The 19,751-nt window shown below is 57.0% G+C and carries 20 protein-coding genes; 13 read left to right on the top strand and 7 right to left on the bottom strand.

Annotation, left to right across the window (positions count from 1 at the left end):
• Positions 1-13 precede the first annotated feature (13 nt).
• On the bottom strand, positions 14-334 hold the full coding sequence (cyaY, locus tag NHG65_RS00765) for an iron donor protein CyaY (RefSeq protein ID WP_099062178.1): 321 nt from the start codon (positions 332-334) through the stop codon (positions 14-16).
• A 78-nt stretch (positions 335-412) separates the two neighbouring features.
• Here cyaY and lptM point away from each other — a divergent pair, with 78 nt between their 5' ends.
• The 6 genes from lptM (at position 413) to uvrD (ending at position 6,066) form a co-directional block, all read left to right on the top strand.
• Entirely contained in the window at positions 413-619 is a 207-nt protein-coding gene (lptM, locus tag NHG65_RS00770; protein WP_017891271.1) for an LPS translocon maturation chaperone LptM, read from the top strand.
• A 57-nt stretch (positions 620-676) separates the two neighbouring features.
• Entirely contained in the window at positions 677-1,501 is an 825-nt protein-coding gene (dapF, locus tag NHG65_RS00775; protein WP_099062177.1) for a diaminopimelate epimerase, read from the top strand.
• The gene (locus NHG65_RS00780; protein ID WP_207978568.1) at positions 1,498-2,202 is read left to right on the top strand and encodes a DUF484 domain-containing protein; all 705 of its coding nucleotides are present in this window, start codon (positions 1,498-1,500) and stop codon (positions 2,200-2,202) included. The genes dapF and NHG65_RS00780 overlap by 4 nt, the downstream gene beginning before the upstream one ends.
• Positions 2,199-3,110, top strand: a complete 912-nt coding sequence (gene xerC / locus NHG65_RS00785) for a tyrosine recombinase XerC (RefSeq protein ID WP_499182837.1) — start codon at positions 2,199-2,201, stop codon at positions 3,108-3,110. Before NHG65_RS00780 ends, xerC begins: the two co-directional genes overlap by 4 nt.
• Positions 3,110-3,826 (top strand): 5-amino-6-(5-phospho-D-ribitylamino)uracil phosphatase YigB, encoded by a 717-nt coding sequence (yigB, locus tag NHG65_RS00790; RefSeq protein ID WP_099062174.1) that lies wholly within the window; start codon positions 3,110-3,112, stop codon positions 3,824-3,826. The genes xerC and yigB overlap by 1 nt, the downstream gene beginning before the upstream one ends.
• A 77-nt stretch (positions 3,827-3,903) precedes the next feature.
• Complete coding sequence (uvrD, locus tag NHG65_RS00795) at positions 3,904-6,066, top strand: DNA helicase II (protein WP_099062270.1); 2,163 nt, start codon at positions 3,904-3,906, stop codon at positions 6,064-6,066.
• 45 nt (positions 6,067-6,111) lie between these two features.
• Here the strand turns inward: uvrD and NHG65_RS00800 are convergent, their stop codons facing one another.
• The gene (locus tag NHG65_RS00800) at positions 6,112-6,591 is read right to left on the bottom strand and encodes a WbuC family cupin fold metalloprotein (RefSeq protein WP_499182838.1); all 480 of its coding nucleotides are present in this window, start codon (positions 6,589-6,591) and stop codon (positions 6,112-6,114) included.
• A 446-nt stretch (positions 6,592-7,037) separates the two neighbouring features.
• On the opposite strand from NHG65_RS00800, the gene corA reads away from it, so the two are divergent.
• The gene (gene corA, locus NHG65_RS00805) at positions 7,038-7,988 is read left to right on the top strand and encodes a magnesium/cobalt transporter CorA (RefSeq protein WP_085116483.1); all 951 of its coding nucleotides are present in this window, start codon (positions 7,038-7,040) and stop codon (positions 7,986-7,988) included.
• Between the two features lie 110 nt (positions 7,989-8,098).
• Complete coding sequence (locus NHG65_RS00810; RefSeq protein ID WP_099062172.1) at positions 8,099-9,157, top strand: AbrB family transcriptional regulator; 1,059 nt, start codon at positions 8,099-8,101, stop codon at positions 9,155-9,157.
• An 8-nt stretch (positions 9,158-9,165) separates the two neighbouring features.
• On the opposite strand, the gene rarD is transcribed toward NHG65_RS00810, so the two are convergent.
• Together rarD and NHG65_RS00820 are read right to left on the bottom strand one after the other, a co-directional pair.
• On the bottom strand, positions 9,166-10,053 hold the full coding sequence (gene rarD / locus NHG65_RS00815; protein ID WP_099062171.1) for an EamA family transporter RarD: 888 nt from the start codon (positions 10,051-10,053) through the stop codon (positions 9,166-9,168).
• Positions 10,054-10,117: 64 nt separating this feature from the next.
• Entirely contained in the window at positions 10,118-10,588 is a 471-nt protein-coding gene (locus tag NHG65_RS00820) for a thioesterase family protein (RefSeq protein WP_012004662.1), read from the bottom strand.
• A gap of 200 nt (positions 10,589-10,788) precedes the next feature.
• Here NHG65_RS00820 and pldA point away from each other — a divergent pair, with 200 nt between their 5' ends.
• Genes pldA through rhtC form a run of 3 tightly spaced genes read left to right on the top strand, consistent with a single transcriptional unit; the run spans position 10,789 to position 14,187 of the window.
• Entirely contained in the window at positions 10,789-11,667 is an 879-nt protein-coding gene (gene pldA / locus NHG65_RS00825) for a phospholipase A (protein ID WP_099062170.1), read from the top strand.
• 48 nt (positions 11,668-11,715) lie between these two features.
• Positions 11,716-13,548: an ATP-dependent DNA helicase RecQ gene (gene recQ, locus NHG65_RS00830; RefSeq protein ID WP_099062169.1), complete on the top strand. Its 1,833-nt coding sequence runs from the start codon at positions 11,716-11,718 to the stop codon at positions 13,546-13,548.
• A gap of 12 nt (positions 13,549-13,560) precedes the next feature.
• Complete coding sequence (gene rhtC / locus NHG65_RS00835) at positions 13,561-14,187, top strand: threonine export protein RhtC (protein WP_129936280.1); 627 nt, start codon at positions 13,561-13,563, stop codon at positions 14,185-14,187.
• Positions 14,188-14,239: 52 nt separating this feature from the next.
• On the opposite strand, the gene rhtB is transcribed toward rhtC, so the two are convergent.
• Positions 14,240-14,860, bottom strand: a complete 621-nt coding sequence (rhtB, locus tag NHG65_RS00840; protein WP_499182839.1) for a homoserine/homoserine lactone efflux protein — start codon at positions 14,858-14,860, stop codon at positions 14,240-14,242.
• A 219-nt stretch (positions 14,861-15,079) separates the two neighbouring features.
• On the opposite strand from rhtB, the gene pldB reads away from it, so the two are divergent.
• Together pldB and yigL are read left to right on the top strand one after the other, a co-directional pair.
• Complete coding sequence (gene pldB / locus NHG65_RS00845; RefSeq protein ID WP_499182840.1) at positions 15,080-16,117, top strand: lysophospholipase L2; 1,038 nt, start codon at positions 15,080-15,082, stop codon at positions 16,115-16,117.
• Positions 16,118-16,128: 11 nt separating this feature from the next.
• Positions 16,129-16,929 carry a sugar/pyridoxal phosphate phosphatase YigL gene (yigL, locus tag NHG65_RS00850; RefSeq protein ID WP_099062165.1) on the top strand — a complete coding sequence of 267 codons (801 nt, stop codon included), beginning with the start codon at positions 16,129-16,131 and terminating at the stop codon, positions 16,927-16,929.
• A gap of 175 nt (positions 16,930-17,104) precedes the next feature.
• On the opposite strand, the gene glpQ is transcribed toward yigL, so the two are convergent.
• Both glpQ and glpT read right to left on the bottom strand, forming a co-directional pair.
• A complete protein-coding gene (glpQ, locus tag NHG65_RS00855) occupies positions 17,105-18,184 on the bottom strand; it encodes a glycerophosphodiester phosphodiesterase (RefSeq protein ID WP_099062164.1) in 1,080 nt (359 codons plus the stop codon).
• An 83-nt stretch (positions 18,185-18,267) separates the two neighbouring features.
• Complete coding sequence (gene glpT / locus NHG65_RS00860; protein ID WP_099062163.1) at positions 18,268-19,623, bottom strand: glycerol-3-phosphate transporter; 1,356 nt, start codon at positions 19,621-19,623, stop codon at positions 18,268-18,270.
• Between the last annotated feature and the right edge of the window lie 128 nt (positions 19,624-19,751).

Below are 19,751 nucleotides of genomic sequence, written 5' to 3' on the forward strand. Positions count from 1 at the left end.
AATGCCGTTATTTTCAGGCAAATTTCACTGCTTCGCCTGCCTGCGCGCTGGCAGCTTCGCTCAGCAACGGGTAGAAGGCGCGATCGCTGCGATCGCAGAGCCACACGCCATCACGGTAGTTAAAGTGATAGCCGCCGGTCTTGGTCGCCAGCCAAACCTGATGCAGTGGCTCCTGGCGATTGATGACAATTTTGGTGCCATTTTCGAAGCTTAACGTCATTACGCCGCCGTTAGTTTCGTAATCGATATCCGCATCGCCAGCAAAATCGTCCAGTGTCTCTTCAATATTAAGCATCAGTTGGTCAGCTAACTGGTGAAACTCACTGTCGTTCATATTCAATTCCTATTGCTTTTCATGATCCACCTGCGATTATAGAGACCTTGGACGCATGAATTACAGGCATTAATGCAAATGAAAAAACAACTACGCTATGCGCTGATGGCAGTTCTGCTTGCCGGGCTCTCCGGCTGTGGTCTGAAAGGCCCGCTGTACTTCCCTCCAGCCGATCCGGCCAGCACTAAGAAACCGGCCACTCAGGTTCAGACTGGCGAGCAGGTACAGAAAAATCAGCAGGAACTTTCCAGCTCTCAGCAAAAACCGTCGATGAGCGCTCAGTAACACCTTGTTTGCGGCGGCACAGGCCACCGCAAACCAAGACGGATAGCGGAGTATGATATGCAGTTCTCCAAAATGCACGGTCTGGGCAACGACTTTATGGTGGTCGATGCCGTTACACAGAATGTCTATTTTTCACCCGAGCTGATCCGCCGTTTGGCCGATCGGCACCTGGGCGTTGGCTTTGACCAGCTGCTGGTGGTAGAACCGCCTTACGATCCGGAACTGGATTTCCACTACCGTATTTTTAACGCCGACGGCAGTGAAGTGGCGCAGTGCGGTAACGGCGCTCGCTGTTTTGCCCGCTTTGTGCGGCTGAAAGGGCTGACCAACAAGCGCGATATTCGCGTGAGTACCCAGACCGGGCGCATGGTGCTGAGCGTCACCGATGATGATCTGGTGTGCGTGAATATGGGCGAGCCGAACTTCGATCCTCAGACTGTGCCCTTCCGCGCGACCAAAGAAGAAAAGACTTACATCATGCGTGCGGCGGAGAATACGGTGCTGTGCGGCGTGGTGTCGATGGGCAACCCGCATTGTGTTTTACAGGTAGATGAGGTAAAAACCGCCAAGGTGGAGTTGCTCGGCCCGGTGCTGGAAGGGCATGAGCGTTTCCCTGAGCGGGCCAATATTGGTTTTATGCAAGTTGTCAGTCGTGAGCACATCAAACTGCGCGTGTATGAGCGCGGTGCCGGCGAAACCCAGGCCTGCGGAAGCGGTGCCTGTGCGGCGGTGGCCGTGGGGATCCAACAGGAATTGCTGTCGGAAGAGGTGCATGTAGAACTGCCGGGCGGCAGCCTGCATATTCGCTGGAAAGGACCGGGCAGCCCGTTGTTTATGACCGGCCCGGCAACCCATGTATATGACGGATTTATTCATCTATGAAGAGCGTTGAGGACCAGGCTGTCGCAGGCATTGAGCTTGACGACGACGCCGTGATGCAGTTTCTGCTGCAAAACCCGGATTTCTTTATCCGCAACGCGCGGTTGGTGGAACAGATGCGCGTTCCCCATCCCGTTCGCGGTACCGTGTCGTTGGTCGAGTGGCATCTGGCCCGCCAGCGTAATCATATCAACCGGCTGGAAGAAGAAATTACCCTGCTGATGGAGCAGGCCAGCGCCAACGAAACGCTGTTTGCCAGCCTGCTGCATTTACAGGCCAATCTGGCTACCGCCGACAGCCTGCAGGATATGCTTAACCGCCTGCAGCGTTGGGCGCGCGGTTTCGGTTTGGCCGGTGCCAATATCCGCCTGTTTTCCGAAAGCTGGAAAATCGGTGCGCCTTCCGATTTCACCCACCTTGCCCTGACGCGTTCGTCGTTTGAACCGCTGCGCATTCAGCGCCTGGGTGACCAACAGCATTTCCTCGGCAGCCTGAATGGCCCTGAGTTGCTGTTGTTACTGCCGCAGGCCAAGCTGGTCGGCTCGGTAGCGCTGTCGATGCTGGGTGAAGACGGCGAGCTGGGTATGGTGATCTTCAGCAGCCGCGATACGCAACACTATCAACAAGGCATGGGCACGGTGATGCTTAATCAACTGGCGCGCATGTTACCGGAACTGCTGGAACGTTGGGTCGAACGCGCATGACTCCGCTGGCGGCCAGCCTGCAACAGCCGGTGGACGCTTTTTTGCGCTATCTGAAGGTCGAGCGTCAGCTTAGCCCGCTCACCCAGTTGAGTTATTCACGTCAACTGCAGGCGCTGATGGTGCTGGCGCAGGAGATAGGCGTGACGGAGTGGCCGGTGCTGGACGCCGCCAAAGTCCGCCAGCTTGCGGCACGCAGTAAGCGCGCCGGGCTACAGTCATCCAGCCTCGCGCTGCGCCTGTCGGCGTTGCGCAGTTTTCTCGACTGGCAGGTCAGCCAGGGTATGCTGATTGCCAACCCCGCCAAAGGGATCCGAACGCCCCGCAGCGGCCGTCATCTGCCGAAAAATATCGACGTCGATAAAATGAATCAGCTGCTGAATATCGATCTTAACGATCCCCTGGCGGTACGCGATCGCGCCATGCTCGAAGTCATGTACGGTGCCGGGCTGCGTCTTTCTGAACTGGTGGGTCTGGATTGTCGCCATGTCGATCTGGCCGCCGGTGAAATCTGGGTGCTGGGTAAGGGCAGTAAGGAACGCAAGCTGCCGGTGGGGCGGACTGCGGTGACCTGGCTTGAACACTGGCTGGCGATGCGCGATCTGTTCGGGCCATCAGACGACGCGATGTTTCTGTCCAATCAGGGCAAACGCATCTCGACCCGTAACGTGCAAAAGCGTTTTGCCGAGTGGGGCGTCAAACAGGGCGTTAACAGTCACATTCATCCGCACAAGCTGCGCCACTCGTTTGCTACCCATATGTTGGAGTCCAGTGGCGACCTGCGAGCGGTGCAGGAACTGCTCGGTCACGCCAACCTGACCACCACCCAAATCTACACCCACCTCGACTTTCAACATCTGGCCAACGTGTACGATGCCGCGCATCCACGTGCCAAACGGGGGAAATCCTGATGCATTTTTATCGTCCGTTGCGGCCGCTGGCGGCGCTGACCTTTGATCTGGACGACACGCTGTACGACAACCGCCCGGTGATCAAACAGACCGAGCTGCAGTCGGTGGCCTTTCTGCAGAACTATCATCCCGGGCTGAACCACTTCCAGTCGGCGGATTTTCATCGCCTGCGCCAGGAACTGCGTGAACAGGATCCGGAGATTTATCATGATGTCACCCAGTGGCGCTGGCGCGCTATCCATTTGGCGCTGAGCCGTCAGGGGCTACGTGATGCCGAAGCTGCCGACGGTGCCGACGCGGCGATGCAGAACTTTGCGCTGTGGCGCAGCCGTATCGAAGTACCGGACGCGACACATGCTACGTTGAAGGCGCTGGGCGAACGTTTTCCGCTGGTGGCTATCACCAACGGCAATGCCGATCCGGCGCTGTGCGGGCTGGATGGTTACTTCCAGTTTGTGCTGCGTTCCGGGCCGGATGGCCGCGCCAAGCCCTATCAGGACATGTATCAACTGGCCGCTGAGCGGTTAGGTGTTGCCCCTGAAAGCATTCTTCACGTGGGTGATGATTTGACCACCGACGTCGCCGGGGCATTGCGCTCCGGCCTGCAGGCCTGTTGGATCAACGACCGCCAGCGCAGCCTGATGCAGGCCGCCGACAGCCGTCTGCTACCACATATTGAGATTTCGCAGTTGGCATCGCTGACAGCATTGTTATAATCCCTGCCAGAACTCTGTATAAATTCCCAGTGGAATCGCGTCTCTGACGCGCTTTCCCTTACCAATTAATGGTGCCTATGGACGTTTCCGATCTGCTCGACAGCCTGAATGAAAAACAACGCGAAGCCGTGGCGGCGCCACGTGGCAACCTGTTGGTACTGGCCGGCGCGGGCAGCGGTAAAACCCGGGTACTGGTGCATCGCATTGCCTGGCTGCTGTCGGTAGAGAACTGCTCGCCGTATTCGATTATGGCGGTGACGTTCACCAACAAAGCGGCGGCGGAAATGCGCCACCGTATCGAACACCTGATTGGCACCAGCCAGGGCGGCATGTGGATCGGAACCTTCCACGGCCTGGCTCATCGGCTGCTGCGTGCTCATCATTTGGATGCCAACCTGCCGCAGGATTTCCAAATCCTCGACAGTGACGACCAGTTCCGCCTGCTTAAACGCATCGTCAAAGCGCTGAATATCGATGAAAAACAATGGCCGCCGCGTCAGGCGATGTGGTACATCAACGGCAAAAAAGATGAGGGCCTGCGTCCACAGCATGTTGAAACCTACAACAACCCGGTGGAGGCGACCTGGCTGCGAATCTACCAGGCCTACCAGGAAGCCTGCGATCGCGCCGGGCTGGTGGACTTTGCCGAACTGTTGCTGCGCGCCCATGAGCTGTGGCTGAACAAGCCACATATCCTCAATCATTACCGCGAACGCTTCACCAACGTGCTGGTGGACGAGTTTCAGGATACCAACAGCATCCAGTATGCCTGGATCCGCCTGCTGGCCGGCAATAACAGCAACGTGATGATTGTCGGTGACGATGACCAGTCGATCTACGGCTGGCGCGGCGCTCAGGTGGAGAATATCCAACGCTTCCTGAAGGATTTCCCCGGTGCGCAAAGCGTGCTTTTGGAACAGAACTACCGTTCGACCAGCAATATCCTGAAGTCGGCCAACACCCTGATCGCCAACAACGGCGGCCGCATGGGTAAAAACCTGTGGACTGAAGGGGGCGAAGGCGAACCTATCTCCATCTACTGCGCCTTTAACGAGCTCGACGAGTCGCGCTTTGTGGTGGGCCGTATCAAAGCCTGGCAGGAAAACGGCGGTGCGCTGAATGACTGCGCCATCCTTTATCGTAGTAACGCCCAGTCACGCGTGCTGGAAGAGGCACTGCTGCAAACGGCGATGCCATATCGCATTTACGGCGGGCAACGCTTCTTCGAGCGTCAGGAGATCAAAGATGCCCTGGCCTACCTGCGGCTGATAGCCAACCGCAACGACGATGCTGCCTTCGAACGCGTGGTGAATACGCCGACGCGCGGCATTGGCGACCGGACGCTGGACGAGGTGCGCCGCACGGCCCGCGATCGTCAATTGACCATGTGGCAGGCTACCCGCGTGCTGCTACAGGACAAAGTGCTGGCCGGGCGTGCGGCATCCGCGCTGCAACGCTTTACCGAACTGTTGGACTCACTGGCGCACGAAACCGCCGATATGCCGTTGCACGTCCAGACCGACCGGGTGATCCGCGACTCGGGGCTGTTCATCATGTATGAGCAGGAGAAGGGCGAAAAAGGTCAGGCACGTATCGAAAACCTTGAAGAACTGGTGACGGCAACGCGTCAGTACAGCTATCAGGATGAAGATCAGGATCTGATGCCGCTGCAGGCGTTTCTGTCACACGCTGCGCTGGAAGCGGGCGAGGGGCAGGCCGATGCTTATCAGGACGCAGTACAGTTGATGACCCTGCACTCGGCCAAGGGGCTGGAGTTCCCGCAGGTGTTTATCGTCGGTATGGAAGAGGGGATGTTCCCGAGCCAGATGTCACTAGACGAAGGCGGCAGGCTGGAAGAAGAGCGCCGCCTGGCCTACGTTGGTCTGACCCGCGCCATGCAGAAACTGACGCTGACCTATGCCGAAACACGTCGTCTGTACGGCAAAGAGGTTTATCACCGGCCTTCACGTTTCATCGGCGAACTGCCGGAGGAGTGTGTGGAAGAAGTGCGTTTGCGCGCCAGCGTATCGCGCCCGGTGAGCCATCGTCGCATGGGCACGCCGATCAGCGAAAACGACACCGGTTACAAGCTGGGCCAGCGCGTGCGCCATCCCAAGTTTGGTGAAGGGACCATCGTCAATCTGGAAGGCAGCGGCGAACACAGTCGGCTGCAGGTTGCTTTCCCGGGTGAAGGGATCAAGTGGCTGGTGGCTGCCTACGCCCGTCTGGAGACAGTTTAAGCTCTGGCGCTAACAGGGGCGAATGGACCCGCCCCTGCAGCCACATCAAACAGAACGGGTATAGCGATCGCCAATCTGCGCGGTAGCATACCAACGCATCACTGCTTCAGTACCCTCAGCCCCTTCCTGCGGTGCCCACGGCATGCAGTCTTCTTCCGACAGAGCCTGATAGGGTCCTTGTTTCACTTCGAACACCACGCCGCCCGGATCAACCGACAGCACGGCATGCCAGGTAAACGCCGGCATCTCCAGCACTTTGGTTTCTTCGCCAAGCAGGGTGCGTTGGGTGACGACGCCGTCCTCGTCAAACTGCAACACCACAAAGCGGCCGCGCAGCGGCGTCAGCAGTTCCCAGGTTTGCGGATGGCGGTGGGGACGGATATAGGTGCCGGGTTCCATGGCAATCGCCAGCCGTTGCACCGGGTCGCTCAACTCTTCGTGTAAGGTACGGTGCGCGCGCAGGCGTGCCACTTTAGCGGCCTGTTCACTCATCGCCGTCAGGTCGTGGGCGGTAATCTGTTTCATCAGTAAAGTCCGCAAGCTTATCGTGGCCTAATCTTAGCAACATTCCTGTGCGTGGTCAGAGATCGCCGCGACTATTTCGTTACTGTTTATCGTGGATTAAGCCGATTCTGCCCCATGGGTTATGGCGATGAATTGTTGCGCAATTATCGAACCTAACCGGTTGACAGACTTTTTCTTCTCGGCGTAACATGCGCGCACTATTATCAATGAGGACATACGCCTTGGACACACCCAGTAGATACTGGCTCACTGACCTGGACAACAACAGGTACAACTTCTAAGGCTATCCCATTGAGCTGATAGCCTTCGTGGTTGTCGGCGACCGCTTATGTGTCGCTATGAGTCAGATCCTTCATGGTCTGAAACAAGCTGGTGATACAACATCCCCCCTGTTTCTGTGCTTCCACGCGTTGTTTACCCCTGTCACCCCAAGGGAGTTTTAGCAGATGCTGAGCGCGTTTAAATTAGAGAACAGCCGCCTGTCCCGTCTGGAGTTGGATGACTCCGATGATCTCACTACGTCACTGTGGGTTGACCTGGTTGAGCCGGAAGAAGGCGAACGTGAGCGCGTGCAAAACGAGCTGGGCCAAAGCCTGGCAACACGCCCGGAGCTGGATGATATCGAAGCCTCCGCGCGTTTTTTTGAAGACGAAGACGGCCTGCATATTCACTCCTTCTTCTATTTTGAAGATGCGGAAGACCATGCCGGTAACTCCACCGTGGCTTTCACCATTCGCGATGGCCGCCTGTATACCTTGCGTGAGCGCGAGTTGCCGGCGTTTCGCCTGTACCGCATGCGCGCCCGTAACCTGACGATGGTTGACGGCAACGCCTACGAGCTGTTGCTGGATCTGTTCGAAACCAAGATTGAGCAGTTGGCGGACGAGATTGAAAACGTCTACAGCGATCTGGAAAAGCTCAGCAGGGTGATCATGGAAGGCCACCAGGGCGATGAATACGACGAGGCGCTGTCGACGCTGGCCGAGCTGGAAGATATCGGCTGGAAAGTCCGTTTGTGCCTGATGGATACCCAACGTGCGCTGAACTTCCTGGTGCGTAAGGCGCGGTTGCCGACCGGTCAGTTGGAACAGGCGCGTGAAGTGCTGCGCGATATCGAATCCCTGCTGCCGCATAACGAATCTCTGTTCCAGAAAGTGAACTTCCTGATGCAGGCGGCGATGGGCTTTATCAATATCGAACAGAACCGCATCATCAAGATCTTCTCGGTGGTTTCGGTGGTGTTCCTGCCGCCCACGCTGGTGGCCTCAAGCTACGGGATGAACTTTGAGTTTATGCCGGAGTTGAAGTGGTCGTTCGGTTATCCTGGCGCCATCAGCCTGATGATCCTGGCGGGGCTGGCCCCCTATCTGTACTTCAAACGCAAAAACTGGCTTTAATCTGACGGGCGACCCTGTTCGCCCGATATTTCTGCTGCTGCCAAAGATTAGCCTGCTAAATGAGGGTAGAATGCCCGCTTAGCTTATCTGTCCTTAAGGCGTGCGTGTCGATGGAGAAGTTCCCCCGCTTGATTCAATGGTTGATCCTGCTGCTGGCTTCGCTGGTGCTGGGGTTTGGCCTGCAAACTTTCCATATTCCCGCTGCGCTGTTGCTGGGGCCGATGATTGTCGGCGTGGCCATGGGGTTGTTGGGGGCCTCGGTTCGCATTCCCGGTTACCTGTTTATCGCCGCCCAGGCGGTGCTGGGCTGTATGATTGCACAAAGCCTTTCTCCCGCTATTCTCACGCCGTTACTCGACGACTGGCCGCTGGTGCTGCTGGTGCTGATCGCTACGCTGCTGGCCAGTGGCATTTCCGGCTGGTGTCTGGTGCGTTTTAGCAGCTTGCCTGGGCCGACCGGTGCCTGGGGCTCATCGCCTGGCGGAGCGTCGGCGATGGTGGCAATGGCCGGGGATTTTGGCGCGGACGTTCGACTGGTGGCCTTTATGCAGTATCTGCGGGTGCTGTTTGTCGCGACCGCAGCCGCTATGGTGGCCCGCATTGGGCTGGGTGATGAGGCGGGGCACGGTAGTGCGGCGCTGGAGTGGTTTCCGTCGTTGGACTGGCGCTTCCCGGCAACGCTGGGTGTGGCCATTGTCGGTGCCTGGTTGGGCCCCCGGCTGCGCATTCCTTCCGGTGCACTGTTGTTGCCGATGATCATCGGTGCGGCACTGCATTCCAGCGGTACTATGGCGCTGCAGGTGCCGGAATGGCTGTTGGCGTTGGCCTATACGTTGATTGGCTGGAGCGTCGGGCTGCGTTTTACCCGGCCGATATTTTTGCTGGCATTGCGGACTCTGCCGCAGATGGTGGTGTCGATCGTCGCGCTGATGCTGTTTTGCGGCCTGCTGGCGTGGATGCTGACGCACTTTCTGCCGGTAGATCTGATGACGGCCTATCTGGCGACCAGTCCGGGCGGGTTGGATACCGTGGCCATCATTGCGGCGGGCAGCCGGGTGGATATGTCTTTTGTGATGGCGATGCAGACGCTGCGGCTGTTCACGATTCTGCTGACGGGGCCGGCGATGGCGCGGTTTATTTCCAACCACGCCACGCCGGCCTCAACTTAGCTCTGGCATCAACGCAGTTTACGTTGGGTGTAGAGCGCGTCGAGGATAAACAGCAGCAGCGCCGCCCAGATAAAGCCGAAGGTGACCAGTTTGTCCTGACCGATGGTTTCACCGTAGAAGGTGACGGCCAGCAGGAACATCAGCGTAGGGCCAAGGTACTGGAAGAAGCCGAGCGTCGACAGGCGCAGACGGGTGGCTGCAGCGGTAAAGAACAGCAGCGGTATGGTGGTGACGATACCGGCGGCCACCAGCAACAGGTTCAGCGACCAGGCATTGGCCCCGAGGTGGCTGGTCGGGCTGTCAGCGAACAGGAACAGATAGGCCGCTGCCACGGGTAGCAGCCAAAGAGTTTCGATCAGCATACCGGTCTGCGCATCGATGGCGATCTTCTTGCGTAGCAGGCCGTAGAAGGCAAAGCTGAATGCCAACCCCAGGCCGATAATCGGTAGCGAACCGAACTGCCATAGCTGGATCAGTACGCCCGCGAAAGCCAGTGCCACCGCCAACCACTGCATCCGGCGGAAGCGTTCGCCCAGGAACAACATCCCCAGCAGCACGTTCACCAGCGGATTAATGAAATAGCCCAGGCTGGCTTCCAGCATATGGTGGTTATTCACCGCCCAAATGAACAGCAACCAGTTACCGCCGATCAGCACTGCGGTCACCGCCAGCAGCAGCAGCCGTTTGCGGTCGTGGCAGGCGGCACGCACCTTCGGCCAGTTACGGCCCAGCGAGATCAGCGCCAGCATAAAGAAGAAGGACCAAATCACCCGATGGGTGAGGATCTCATCGGCGGGTACCTGTTGGATCAGCTTGAAATAAGCCGGGGCGATACCCCAAATAAAATAGGCGGCCAGAGCAAAGAAGATGCCCTGCCGTGTTTGCTGTGCGTCCATGACGTTACTCGGATGGGTAAAACGGAGATGCGGTGAGTGTACTGAAGACCCTCACCGCACACAATCACCCGACCAGGTAGGTGGCGGTGGCGCTGGCGATATGCAGGCCATCGTGGTTATGCAGTTCGACGCGGGCGACCGCGACTTTATTGCCGCTGCGCAAGACGCTGGCGGCAGCGACGAAATGTTCGCCACGGCCAGGGCGCAGGTAGTCAACGCGCAGATCGATAGTCCCCATACGCGAAAGACGGGTGGCGACTTCTTCTTCGATCAACGGATCCAGACGCATTAACACGCTGCCGGCGCACGCCAGGCCAGCGGCGACGTCCAGCACTGAGGCGATCACCCCACCGTGCAGGATTTTCTGGGCGGCATTGCCCACCAGCTTGGGCTGATTGGTAAAACTCAGCTCCACATAGTCGTCGTCAAAGCGGCGCAGCTCTAAGCCCAGCTCGCGATTAAACGGCATGTGATAAACAAAGATTTCGCCAATCTTCTGGCGGGCGGCTTCAAGTGTCAGTGGTGTGGTAGACATAAATACCCATTTTTTTCTGTGTAGTAGGGGAAGCTAACTGGTCAGTCCAGGTTAACTGTTTGTTGATATTATGCCTATATTTTGTTGCTTTCCAGACTAATCCAATAAATACACGTCACACTGCTGTAAAACCGGCTTTGTGTGTAAAATGGCCTGTTTTTATTTCAGAATTTGTCAATTTTGTTGGGGTGAGGAACGTTATGCGCATTTTGTCAGGGTTCATTTTGGCCACGCTGGCGGCGGCACCGCTGGTTCAGGCGGAAGAAGCCAAAGAGCAGCAAATTCATGATAAACCGGCGGTGCGCGGCAGCATTATTGCCAACATGCTGCAGGATCACGACAACCCATTCACGCTGTATCCGTATGAAACCAACTACGTGCTGTACACCGATACCAGCAATATCAACAAAGAGGCCATCAAGTCCTATAACTGGGCCGATAATGCGCGCAAGGATGAAGTGAAGTACCAGCTCAGCCTGGCTTTCCCGCTGTGGCGTGGCATTCTTGGTGACAACTCGGTGCTCGGTGCCTCTTATACTCAACGTTCCTGGTGGCAGCTTTCCAACCACAGTGAATCATCGCCGTTCCGCGAGACCAACTACGAACCGCAGGTGTTCCTGGGGTGGGCGACCGATTACAGCTTCGCCGGCTGGACACTGCGTGATGTTGAAGTCGGTTTGAACCACCAGTCCAACGGCCGCTCGGATCCCACCTCCCGCAGTTGGAACCGGGGTTACGCGCGCTTTATGGCGCAAAACGGCAACTGGCAGGTGGATCTCAAACCCTGGTTCCGCTTCTCGGAAAGCGACAGCAGCGACGACAACCCGGATATCACCAAATACATGGGCTATTACCGCCTGAAAGTCGGTTATGCCTGGGGTGACAGTGTGTTCAGCGTCGACAGCCACTACAACTGGAACAGCGGCTACGGCGGTGCAGAAATGGGCTGGAGCTACCCGATCAGCAAGCACGTGCGTTTCTATACTCAGGTGTTCAGCGGCTATGGCGAATCCTTGATTGATTACAACTTCCGGCAGACACGGGTTGGCGTTGGTGTCATGCTTAACGATATTATGTAGTCCGGCTGTCATCAAGGCGTCGCTACACAGCAAAAAATGGGGAAGTGTGTGTCAACCGCAGCAGTGATAAACAAAGAGTTGCTGGCCGAACAGGTATTACGCGATACCTTCGGCTACCAGCAATTCCGACCGGGTCAACAAACGATTATCAACACGGCGATCGGTGGGCAGGATTGCCTGGTTGTCATGCCGACCGGCGGCGGTAAATCGTTGTGCTACCAAATCCCGGCGCTGGTGATGGATGGCCTGACGTTAGTGGTTTCCCCTTTGATCTCGCTGATGAAAGATCAGGTCGATCAACTGCTGGCCTATGGCGTCGCCGCCGCCTGCTATAACTCGACGCAAACGCGCGAGCAGCAGCTCGAGGTAATGGCGGGCTGTCGCAGTGGCCAGATCAAAATGCTGTATATCGCCCCCGAGCGGCTGATGATGGACAGTTTCCTCGATCAGCTCGGTGGCAATCCGCCGGCCTTGCTGGCGGTGGATGAGGCGCACTGTATTTCGCAGTGGGGCCACGATTTCCGTCCTGAATACCGCGCATTGGGGTTGTTGAAGCAACGCTTCCCGAACATGCCGGTGATCGCCCTGACCGCCACCGCCGATGAATCCACCCGTGGCGATATCGTGCGCCTGCTGGCGCTGCAGGATCCGCTGGTGCAGGTCAGCAGCTTTGACCGCCCCAATATCCGCTATACGCTGGTGGAGAAGTTTAAACCGCTCGACCAACTGTGGCGCTTCGTGCAGGACCAACGTGGCAAGAGCGGCATTATTTACTGCAACAGCCGCGCCAAGGTAGAAGACACTACGGCCCGTCTGCAAAGCCGCGGGCTGAGCGTGGGGGCCTACCATGCCGGGCTGGATAACGACCGCCGTGCGCAGGTACAGGAAGCGTTCCAGCGCGACGATTTGCAGGTGGTGGTTGCCACCGTCGCTTTTGGTATGGGCATTAACAAACCCAACGTGCGCTTTGTGGTGCACTTTGATATCCCGCGCAATATCGAATCTTACTATCAGGAAACCGGTCGCGCCGGTCGTGATGGCTTACCGGCCGAAGCGATCCTGCTGTATGACCCGGCCGATATGGCCTGGCTGCGCCGCTGTCTGGAAGAGAAACCCGCCGGACAGCAACTGGATATAGAGCGCCACAAGCTGAACGCCATGGGCGCTTTTGCCGAAGCGCAAACCTGCCGCCGCCTGGTGCTGCTCAACTATTTTGGCGAAGGCAAACATCAGAACTGCGGCAACTGCGATATCTGTCTGGATCCCCCCAAGCGTTACGATGGGCTGGAAGATGCGCGCAAGGCGCTGTCCTGCGTGTACCGTGTCGGCCAGCGTTTCGGACTGGGATATATTGTCGAAGTGCTGCGTGGTTCCAATAACCAGCGCATCCGTGAATACGGGCACGAGAAACTGCCGGTGTACGGCATCGGCCGTGAGCAAACCACCGAGCACTGGACCAGCGTATTGCGTCAGTTGATCCACCTGGGCTTTATCACCCAGAACATCGCCATGCACTCGGCGCTACAATTGACCGAGTCTGCGCGGCCGGTACTGCGTGGCGAGCTGGAGCTGCAACTGGCAGTGCCGCGTATCCAGAGCCTGAAGGCGCGCAGCAGTGCCAACCAGAAATCCTACGGCGGCAATTACGATCGCAAGCTGTTTGCCAAACTGCGCAAGCTGCGTAAATCGATTGCCGACGAAGAAAACATCCCGCCTTACGTGGTGTTTAACGATGCCACGCTGCTGGAAATGGCGGAACAGATGCCTATCAAGGCCGGTGACCTGTTGAGCGTTAACGGTGTCGGTCAGCGCAAGCTGGAGCGTTTTGGCGCCCCGTTTATGGCGATGATCCGCGATCACCTCGATAATGATGAAGATTAAGGGCAATAAATCATGCTGATGCTGTTTCTGACCGTGGCGCTGGTGCACCTGATTGCGCTGATGAGCCCGGGGCCGGACTTCTTTTTTGTTTCGCAAACCGCCGCCAGTCGCTCTCGCCGTGAGGCGATGATGGGCGTGATGGGCATTTCACTGGGTATCGTGGTGTGGGCGGGCGTAGCGTTGATGGGCCTGCACCTGATCCTGCAAAAAATGGCCTGGCTGCATCAGATTATCATGGTCGGCGGTGGGATTTACCTGTGCTGGATGGGTTGGCAGCTGCTGCGTTCCGCCCGTTCCCAAAATGCACAGTCGGTGCCTGCGCCAGAGGTAAAAGTGGCCTTGCCGAAGCCTGGGCGCAGCTTTATTCGTGGCTTTCTGACCAACCTGTCGAACCCCAAGGCAGTTATCTATTTCGGCAGCGTGTTTTCACTGTTTGTGGGTGACGACGTTGGTGCCGGCGCACGCTGGGGCTTGTTCCTGCTGATCATTGCCGAGACCTTTGTCTGGTTCAGCCTGGTGGCGGTGGTGTTTGCATTGCCGACCATGCGTCGTGGCTATCAGCGACTGGCTAAGTGGATCGACGGGCTGGCGGGCGTGCTGTTTACCGGTTTCGGTTTACACCTTATTTTTACCCGCTAATCACTGCCACAGAAAATTTGAAGGCCGAACAGTCATGTTCGGCCTTTTTGCTTTATGCCTTGCGTGCCGTAGCCAGCAACCCGGCCACCAGAATAAACAGCGAACCGAAGATGCGGTTCAGCAACTGCATTTGGCGCGGTGTTTTCAGCCAGCCGGCAATGCGAGTGGCCAGGGTGGCGTAACCAATCATCACGAAAATATCCACCACCACAGTCGTGACGCCGAGCACCAGGTACTGTTCGGCCTGCGGCTGGTTGGGCAAGATAAACTGCGGGAACAGCGCGGCCAAAAACACGATGCTCTTCGGATTGGTCAAATTGACCAGGATAGCGCGGCGGAACAGGCGACGGCGCGGCATTGCCCCCGCCAGCGTATGCAAGTCCAGCGAACCTGCTGCACGCCACTGTTGAATGCCCAGCCATACCAGATAGGCGGCACCGAACCATTTCAGCATTTCAAACGCCAGCAGCGACTGTGACACCAGCGCGCCCAGACCGATGCCCACCAGCACGATATGCAGGCTCAGCCCGACCTGCAGACCGGCAATGGACGCCGCTGCGCCGCGATAACCGTGGCTGATACCGGTGCTCATGGTGTTGATCGCCCCTGAACCGGGTGACAGGCTGAGGATAAGGGTTGTCAGAAGATAGGTTAACCACCAGTCCAAGGTCATTGAGGTACTCCCTGAAAGTGCCAATATGTGCCAAAATAGCCTCTATCCGGCGTCTTTCAAGCTGCAGCGTTGTTACCTGCACTCGTGCACCCCAGTCACTTACCGGAGTAAGCTCCTGGGGATGAACGAGCTGGGCGCCTAGCTGCAACTTGAAATCCATCGGATATAGTAATATTTATCACATTTTTATAGGCTCTACCTCCAGCTAAAAGGCATGTGATGACGTCGTTTACTCTCAGCACTAATGACTGGTTAACGCGTGAAAAGCAGTTTGCTGCTTTCGCCACGGGACCGCTGCTGGACTTTTGGCGGCTGCGTGAGGAGGGCGAGTTCAATGGCGTGGGCGGCGTGCCCATCCGTTTCGTGCGCTTCAGTTCTGCCCGCCATCAGCGAGTGGTGGTGATCAGCCCCGGTCGTATCGAAAGTTACATTAAATATCCTGAGGTTGCCTACGATCTGTTCCATTGCGGCTATGACGTGATGATCCTGGATCACCGCGGGCAAGGCCGTTCAGGTCGTTTGCTGGCTGATACGCACCGTGGTCATGTGATAAACTTTGCCGATTACGTCGACGATTTCGCCCAGTTTTATCAGCAGGAGGTGGTGCCGCACGGTTACCGGCAACACTTTGCGTTGGCTCACTCGATGGGCGGTGCAATTCTGGCACAGTTTCTGGCTCGTCAGCCGCAGGCCTTTGACGCCGCGGCGTTTTGCGCGCCAATGTTCGGCATTTATTTACCGATGCCGGGCTGGATGGCCAACCGCATTCTGAACTGGACGGAGAAGCACCCGGCGGTACGCGATTACTATGCGATAGGCACCGGTCAGTGGCGGCCGCTGCCCTATGTGGTCAACGTGTTGACCCACAGCCGTGAACGCTATCGTCGCTGTTTACGCTATTACGCCGATTATCCCGAGCTACAGGTGGGCGGGCCAACCTACCACTGGGTACGGGAAAGCCTTCAGGCCGGGCGAGAAATCATCGCCCAGGCGGCTAAAATTACCACGCCGCTATTATTATTGCAGGCCGGTGAGGATCGGGTGGTCGACAACCGTTCCCATCAGGCTTTTTGTCAGGCATTGTCAGACGCGGGCCATCCCTGTGAAGGGGGAAAACCGCAGGTTATCGAAGGTGCACGGCATGAGATCCTGTTTGAGCGGGACGCGATGCGCGCCGAAGCATTGAACGCAATCCTGCGTTTCTTTGCTCAACATTTAGGTGGTACCCCAACCGCCGACCACACCATTAGAGGTTAGAAATTACCGCTATGTATCACGTCGTCGCTTCCGATTTAGATGGCACGCTGCTATCACCCGACCACACTCTGTCACCTTACGCCAAAGAGACGTTGAAGCTGCTGACCCAGCGCGGCGTGCATTTTGTCTTTGCTACCGGCCGTCATCACATCGACGTTGCGCAGATCCGCGATAACCTCGATATCAGCGCCTTTATGATCACCTCCAACGGCGCTCGCGTGCACAATACCGACGGTGAGCTGATTTTCAGCCACAACCTGGCCGAAGACATCGCCCGCGATCTCTACGGTATGCTGCATAACGATCCGGACATCACCACCAACGTTTACCGTAATGACGACTGGTTCATTAACCGCGAAAGCCCGGAACAGAAAGAGTTCTTCCGCGAATCTGTTTTCCAGTACCAATTGTTCGAGCCGGGCCTGCTGGAAACCGACGGCGTGTGCAAGGTGTACTTCACCTGTGAAGATCATGAAAAGCTGCTGCCGCTGGAAGATGCCATCAATGCGCGTTGGGGCGATCGGGTTAACGTCAGTTTCTCGTTCCCAACCTGTCTGGAAGTGATGGCGGGTGGCGTATCAAAAGGCCATGCGCTGGAAGAAGTGGCCAAGATCATCGGTTATACGCTGAAAGAGTGCATTGCCTTCGGTGACGGTATGAATGATCTGGAAATGCTGTCGATGGCCGGCAAGGGCTGCATCATGCGCGACGCGCATCAGCGCCTGAAGGACAAACTGCCGGAACTGGAAGTGATTGGTTCTAACGTCGACGATGCGGTGCCGCACTACCTGCGCAAGATGTTCATCGCCTGATATGAAAAGGGCGCCTTGCGGCGCCCTGAATTCGAGAACAACGTTGAGATTAAGCCCGAGATACCCGGGCCTAGCGCACCGAGGGGCGCTCCGGCAGCTAAAGCTGCTACGACCCCTTCGGCACGCTCTCCCTAATAGCAGACTTTATTCGTCACCTGGGAGACGTTGATCTTTACTACTTGTGCTGGCCCTGCTTTTGCAGGAATTGCACGCCCTTGTCAGGGAAGTCGGTGAACACGCCGTCAACGCCTGCCTGGTTGTAAATCACGTCATACAGTTGATTCACGTCGGTGACGTAGTTCGGCAGTGCATCGGCACGGATGGTGAAGGGGTGCACCGCCAGCTTATTGGCATGGGCTTCTTTCACCATGTCGGTCAGCACCACCTTGCCCGGCTTGGATTTCTCTGCCACGACCAGCATATGGTAGTCTGGCCCGATGCCATCGGCGTACTGGGCAATCTGCTTCATCGCACCCGGTTTGAACATCCAGTCATAGTCGTATTCCACCCACTTGCCGTCGGCCTTCTGCTCATAGGTTTCCTGCCATTTGTTATAGGCGATCAGCTGGATCAGCTTCAGATCCATGCCCATCTTCGGCTCCAGCTCGGTTTTAATCCGCTTCAGCTCGTTGGCGTCAAAGCATTGCAGATAAACGTTGTCGCCCTTGCCGGTATAACCGTACTGCTTCAGCACCGCCAGCACTTTGCTGGAAATATCCTTGCCTTCCTGATTGTGGAACCACGGCGCTTTGATTTCCGGGTAAATACCGATGTTTTTGCCAGTTGAATGGTTCAGCCCCTGCACAAACTCGATCTCTTCCTGGAAGGTATGAACGCGGAAGTCAGATTTGCCCATCGGGAAACGGCCAGGGTAGCCCTGCACTTTTTTACCGTTTTCGATCTCAAAGCCTTCGGTGAACTTCAACGATTTGATTTCTGCCAGCGTAAAGTCGATGGCGTAATAGCGGCCGTCCTTACGGGCGCGGTCCGGGAAGCGTTCGGCTACGTCGGTGACGCGGTCGAGGTAGTGGTCATGCAGCACCACCAGCTCGTTGTCCTTGGTCATCACCAGATCCTGCTCGAGGAAGTCCGCACCCTGCGCGTAGGCCATGGCCTTCGCCGGCAGCGTGTGTTCCGGCAGATAACCGCTGGCACCCCGGTGGGCGATCACCACCTTGTCGGCGGCCTGTGCGGCGCTGACCATTGAGGTGGCCAGGATAATCCCTGTCAGCAGGGCTTTGACTTGAGTCCGCATTCTGTTGTTCTCCATGTTGTAGGGGCAGGGGTAGTAAAAAGGCCGCAGCGCGGCCTTTAAATAATGCGAAAGTTGTATGACGCTTAACCGCGTTTGTTGGCAGCGATTTCCGCGTGGTGTTTTTTCTCGCTCAGCATGGTCAACAACAGCAACAATACTGCGCCGACGCTGCCGCCAATCATCACCATAAAGCCACCGTCCCAACCGAAGTAGTCAACGGTGTAGCCGACAATGGCGCTGGCTGCGACCGAACCGCCCAGATAACCGAACAGACCGGTGAAGCCCGCAGCGGTACCGGCCGCTTTCTTCGGCGCCAGTTCCAGTGCGTGCAGACCGATCAACATTACCGGGCCGTAAATCAGGAAGCCGATGGTGATCATACAGGCCATATCGATGCCAGGGTTACCGACCGGGTTGAGCCAGTAAACCACGGTAGCGATGGTCACCAGGGTCATAAAGAACACGCCGGTGGCGCCACGGTTGCCCTTGAACACCTTGTCCGACATCCAGCCACACAGCAGAGTGCCCGGGATACCGGCATATTCGTACAGGAAGTAGGCCCAGGAAGACTTATCCAGCGAGAAGTGCTTCACTTCTTTCAGGTAGGTCGGTGACCAGTCCAGGATGCCGTAACGCAGCAGGTAAACGAACACGTTGGCCACGGCGATGTACCACAGCAGCTTGTTCGGCAGGATGTACTGCATGAAGATTTGCTTGGCGGTCAGCTCTTCTTCCGCTTTCTCGCTGTAGTCGTCCGGGTAATCGTTTTTGTATTCTTCGATCGGCGGCAGGCCACAGGATTGCGGGGTGTCACGCATCAATGCAAAGGCGATCAGGGCCACCAGAATGGCACCGAAGGCCGGCATATACAGTGCAGCGTGCCAGTCGTTGAACCAGGCCATGCCCAGCAGGAACAGCAATGGCGGCAGACCGCCACCCACGTTATGGGCGCAGTTCCAGACCGAAACAATGCCGCCGCGCTCTTTCTGCGACCACCAGTGCACCATGGTACGGCCACATGGCGGCCAGCCCATACCCTGGAACCAACCGCACAGGAACAGCAGCACGAACATTACCGCGATGCTCGAAGTCGCCCATGGTACGAAGCCCATGAACAGCATCACTGCGGCAGCCAGGATCAGGCCGGCGGGCAGGAACACCCGGGGGTTGGAGCGGTCAGAAACCGACCCCATGATGAATTTGGAAAAACCATAGGCGATGGAAATGCCGGACAGCGCGAAACCGAGGTCACCGCGGCTGAAGCCCTGGTCGATCAAATAAGGCATGGCCAGGGTGAAGTTCTTGCGCACCAGGTAGTAGGCGGCATAACCGAAGAAAATCCCCATAAAAATTTGCCAGCGCAATTTACGGTACAGCGGGTCGACTTTGTCGACCGGCACACGGGAAATGTGTGCTGCCGGCTTAAAAATACTCAACATGAGCGCCTCCGATGGCTTTATCTAGTTATCACATCAATATGACCTTTTACGTTCATTTGATGATTGAGCGGATATCGAATGTGGTGTTTTTTTGTTCCATAACGAACGTCATCCTAGTCAAATCAGCC

It is taken from the genome of Serratia myotis (genome assembly GCF_027474885.1).
GTDB classification, from domain to species: Bacteria; Pseudomonadota; Gammaproteobacteria; order Enterobacterales; family Enterobacteriaceae; genus Serratia; species Serratia proteamaculans.

Bases quoted from the DNA above. Each gene is read 5' to 3' on its own strand.
- cyaY (WP_099062178.1), bottom strand. From the start codon at position 334: ATGAACGACAGTGAGTTTCACCAGTTAGCTGACCAACTGATGCTTAAT.
- lptM (WP_017891271.1), top strand. From the start codon at position 413: ATGAAAAAACAACTACGCTATGCGCTGATGGCAGTTCTGCTTGCCGGG.
- dapF (WP_099062177.1), top strand. From the start codon at position 677: ATGCAGTTCTCCAAAATGCACGGTCTGGGCAACGACTTTATGGTGGTC.
- NHG65_RS00780 (WP_207978568.1), top strand. From the start codon at position 1,498: ATGAAGAGCGTTGAGGACCAGGCTGTCGCAGGCATTGAGCTTGACGAC.
- xerC (WP_499182837.1), top strand. From the start codon at position 2,199: ATGACTCCGCTGGCGGCCAGCCTGCAACAGCCGGTGGACGCTTTTTTG.
- yigB (WP_099062174.1), top strand. From the start codon at position 3,110: ATGCATTTTTATCGTCCGTTGCGGCCGCTGGCGGCGCTGACCTTTGAT.
- uvrD (WP_099062270.1), top strand. From the start codon at position 3,904: ATGGACGTTTCCGATCTGCTCGACAGCCTGAATGAAAAACAACGCGAA.
- NHG65_RS00800 (WP_499182838.1), bottom strand. From the start codon at position 6,591: ATGAAACAGATTACCGCCCACGACCTGACGGCGATGAGTGAACAGGCC.
- corA (WP_085116483.1), top strand. From the start codon at position 7,038: ATGCTGAGCGCGTTTAAATTAGAGAACAGCCGCCTGTCCCGTCTGGAG.
- NHG65_RS00810 (WP_099062172.1), top strand. From the start codon at position 8,099: ATGGAGAAGTTCCCCCGCTTGATTCAATGGTTGATCCTGCTGCTGGCT.
- rarD (WP_099062171.1), bottom strand. From the start codon at position 10,053: ATGGACGCACAGCAAACACGGCAGGGCATCTTCTTTGCTCTGGCCGCC.
- NHG65_RS00820 (WP_012004662.1), bottom strand. From the start codon at position 10,588: ATGTCTACCACACCACTGACACTTGAAGCCGCCCGCCAGAAGATTGGC.
- pldA (WP_099062170.1), top strand. From the start codon at position 10,789: ATGCGCATTTTGTCAGGGTTCATTTTGGCCACGCTGGCGGCGGCACCG.
- rhtC (WP_129936280.1), top strand. From the start codon at position 13,561: ATGCTGATGCTGTTTCTGACCGTGGCGCTGGTGCACCTGATTGCGCTG.
- rhtB (WP_499182839.1), bottom strand. From the start codon at position 14,860: ATGACCTTGGACTGGTGGTTAACCTATCTTCTGACAACCCTTATCCTC.
- pldB (WP_499182840.1), top strand. From the start codon at position 15,080: ATGACGTCGTTTACTCTCAGCACTAATGACTGGTTAACGCGTGAAAAG.
- yigL (WP_099062165.1), top strand. From the start codon at position 16,129: ATGTATCACGTCGTCGCTTCCGATTTAGATGGCACGCTGCTATCACCC.
- glpQ (WP_099062164.1), bottom strand. From the start codon at position 18,184: ATGCGGACTCAAGTCAAAGCCCTGCTGACAGGGATTATCCTGGCCACC.
- glpT (WP_099062163.1), bottom strand. From the start codon at position 19,623: ATGTTGAGTATTTTTAAGCCGGCAGCACACATTTCCCGTGTGCCGGTC.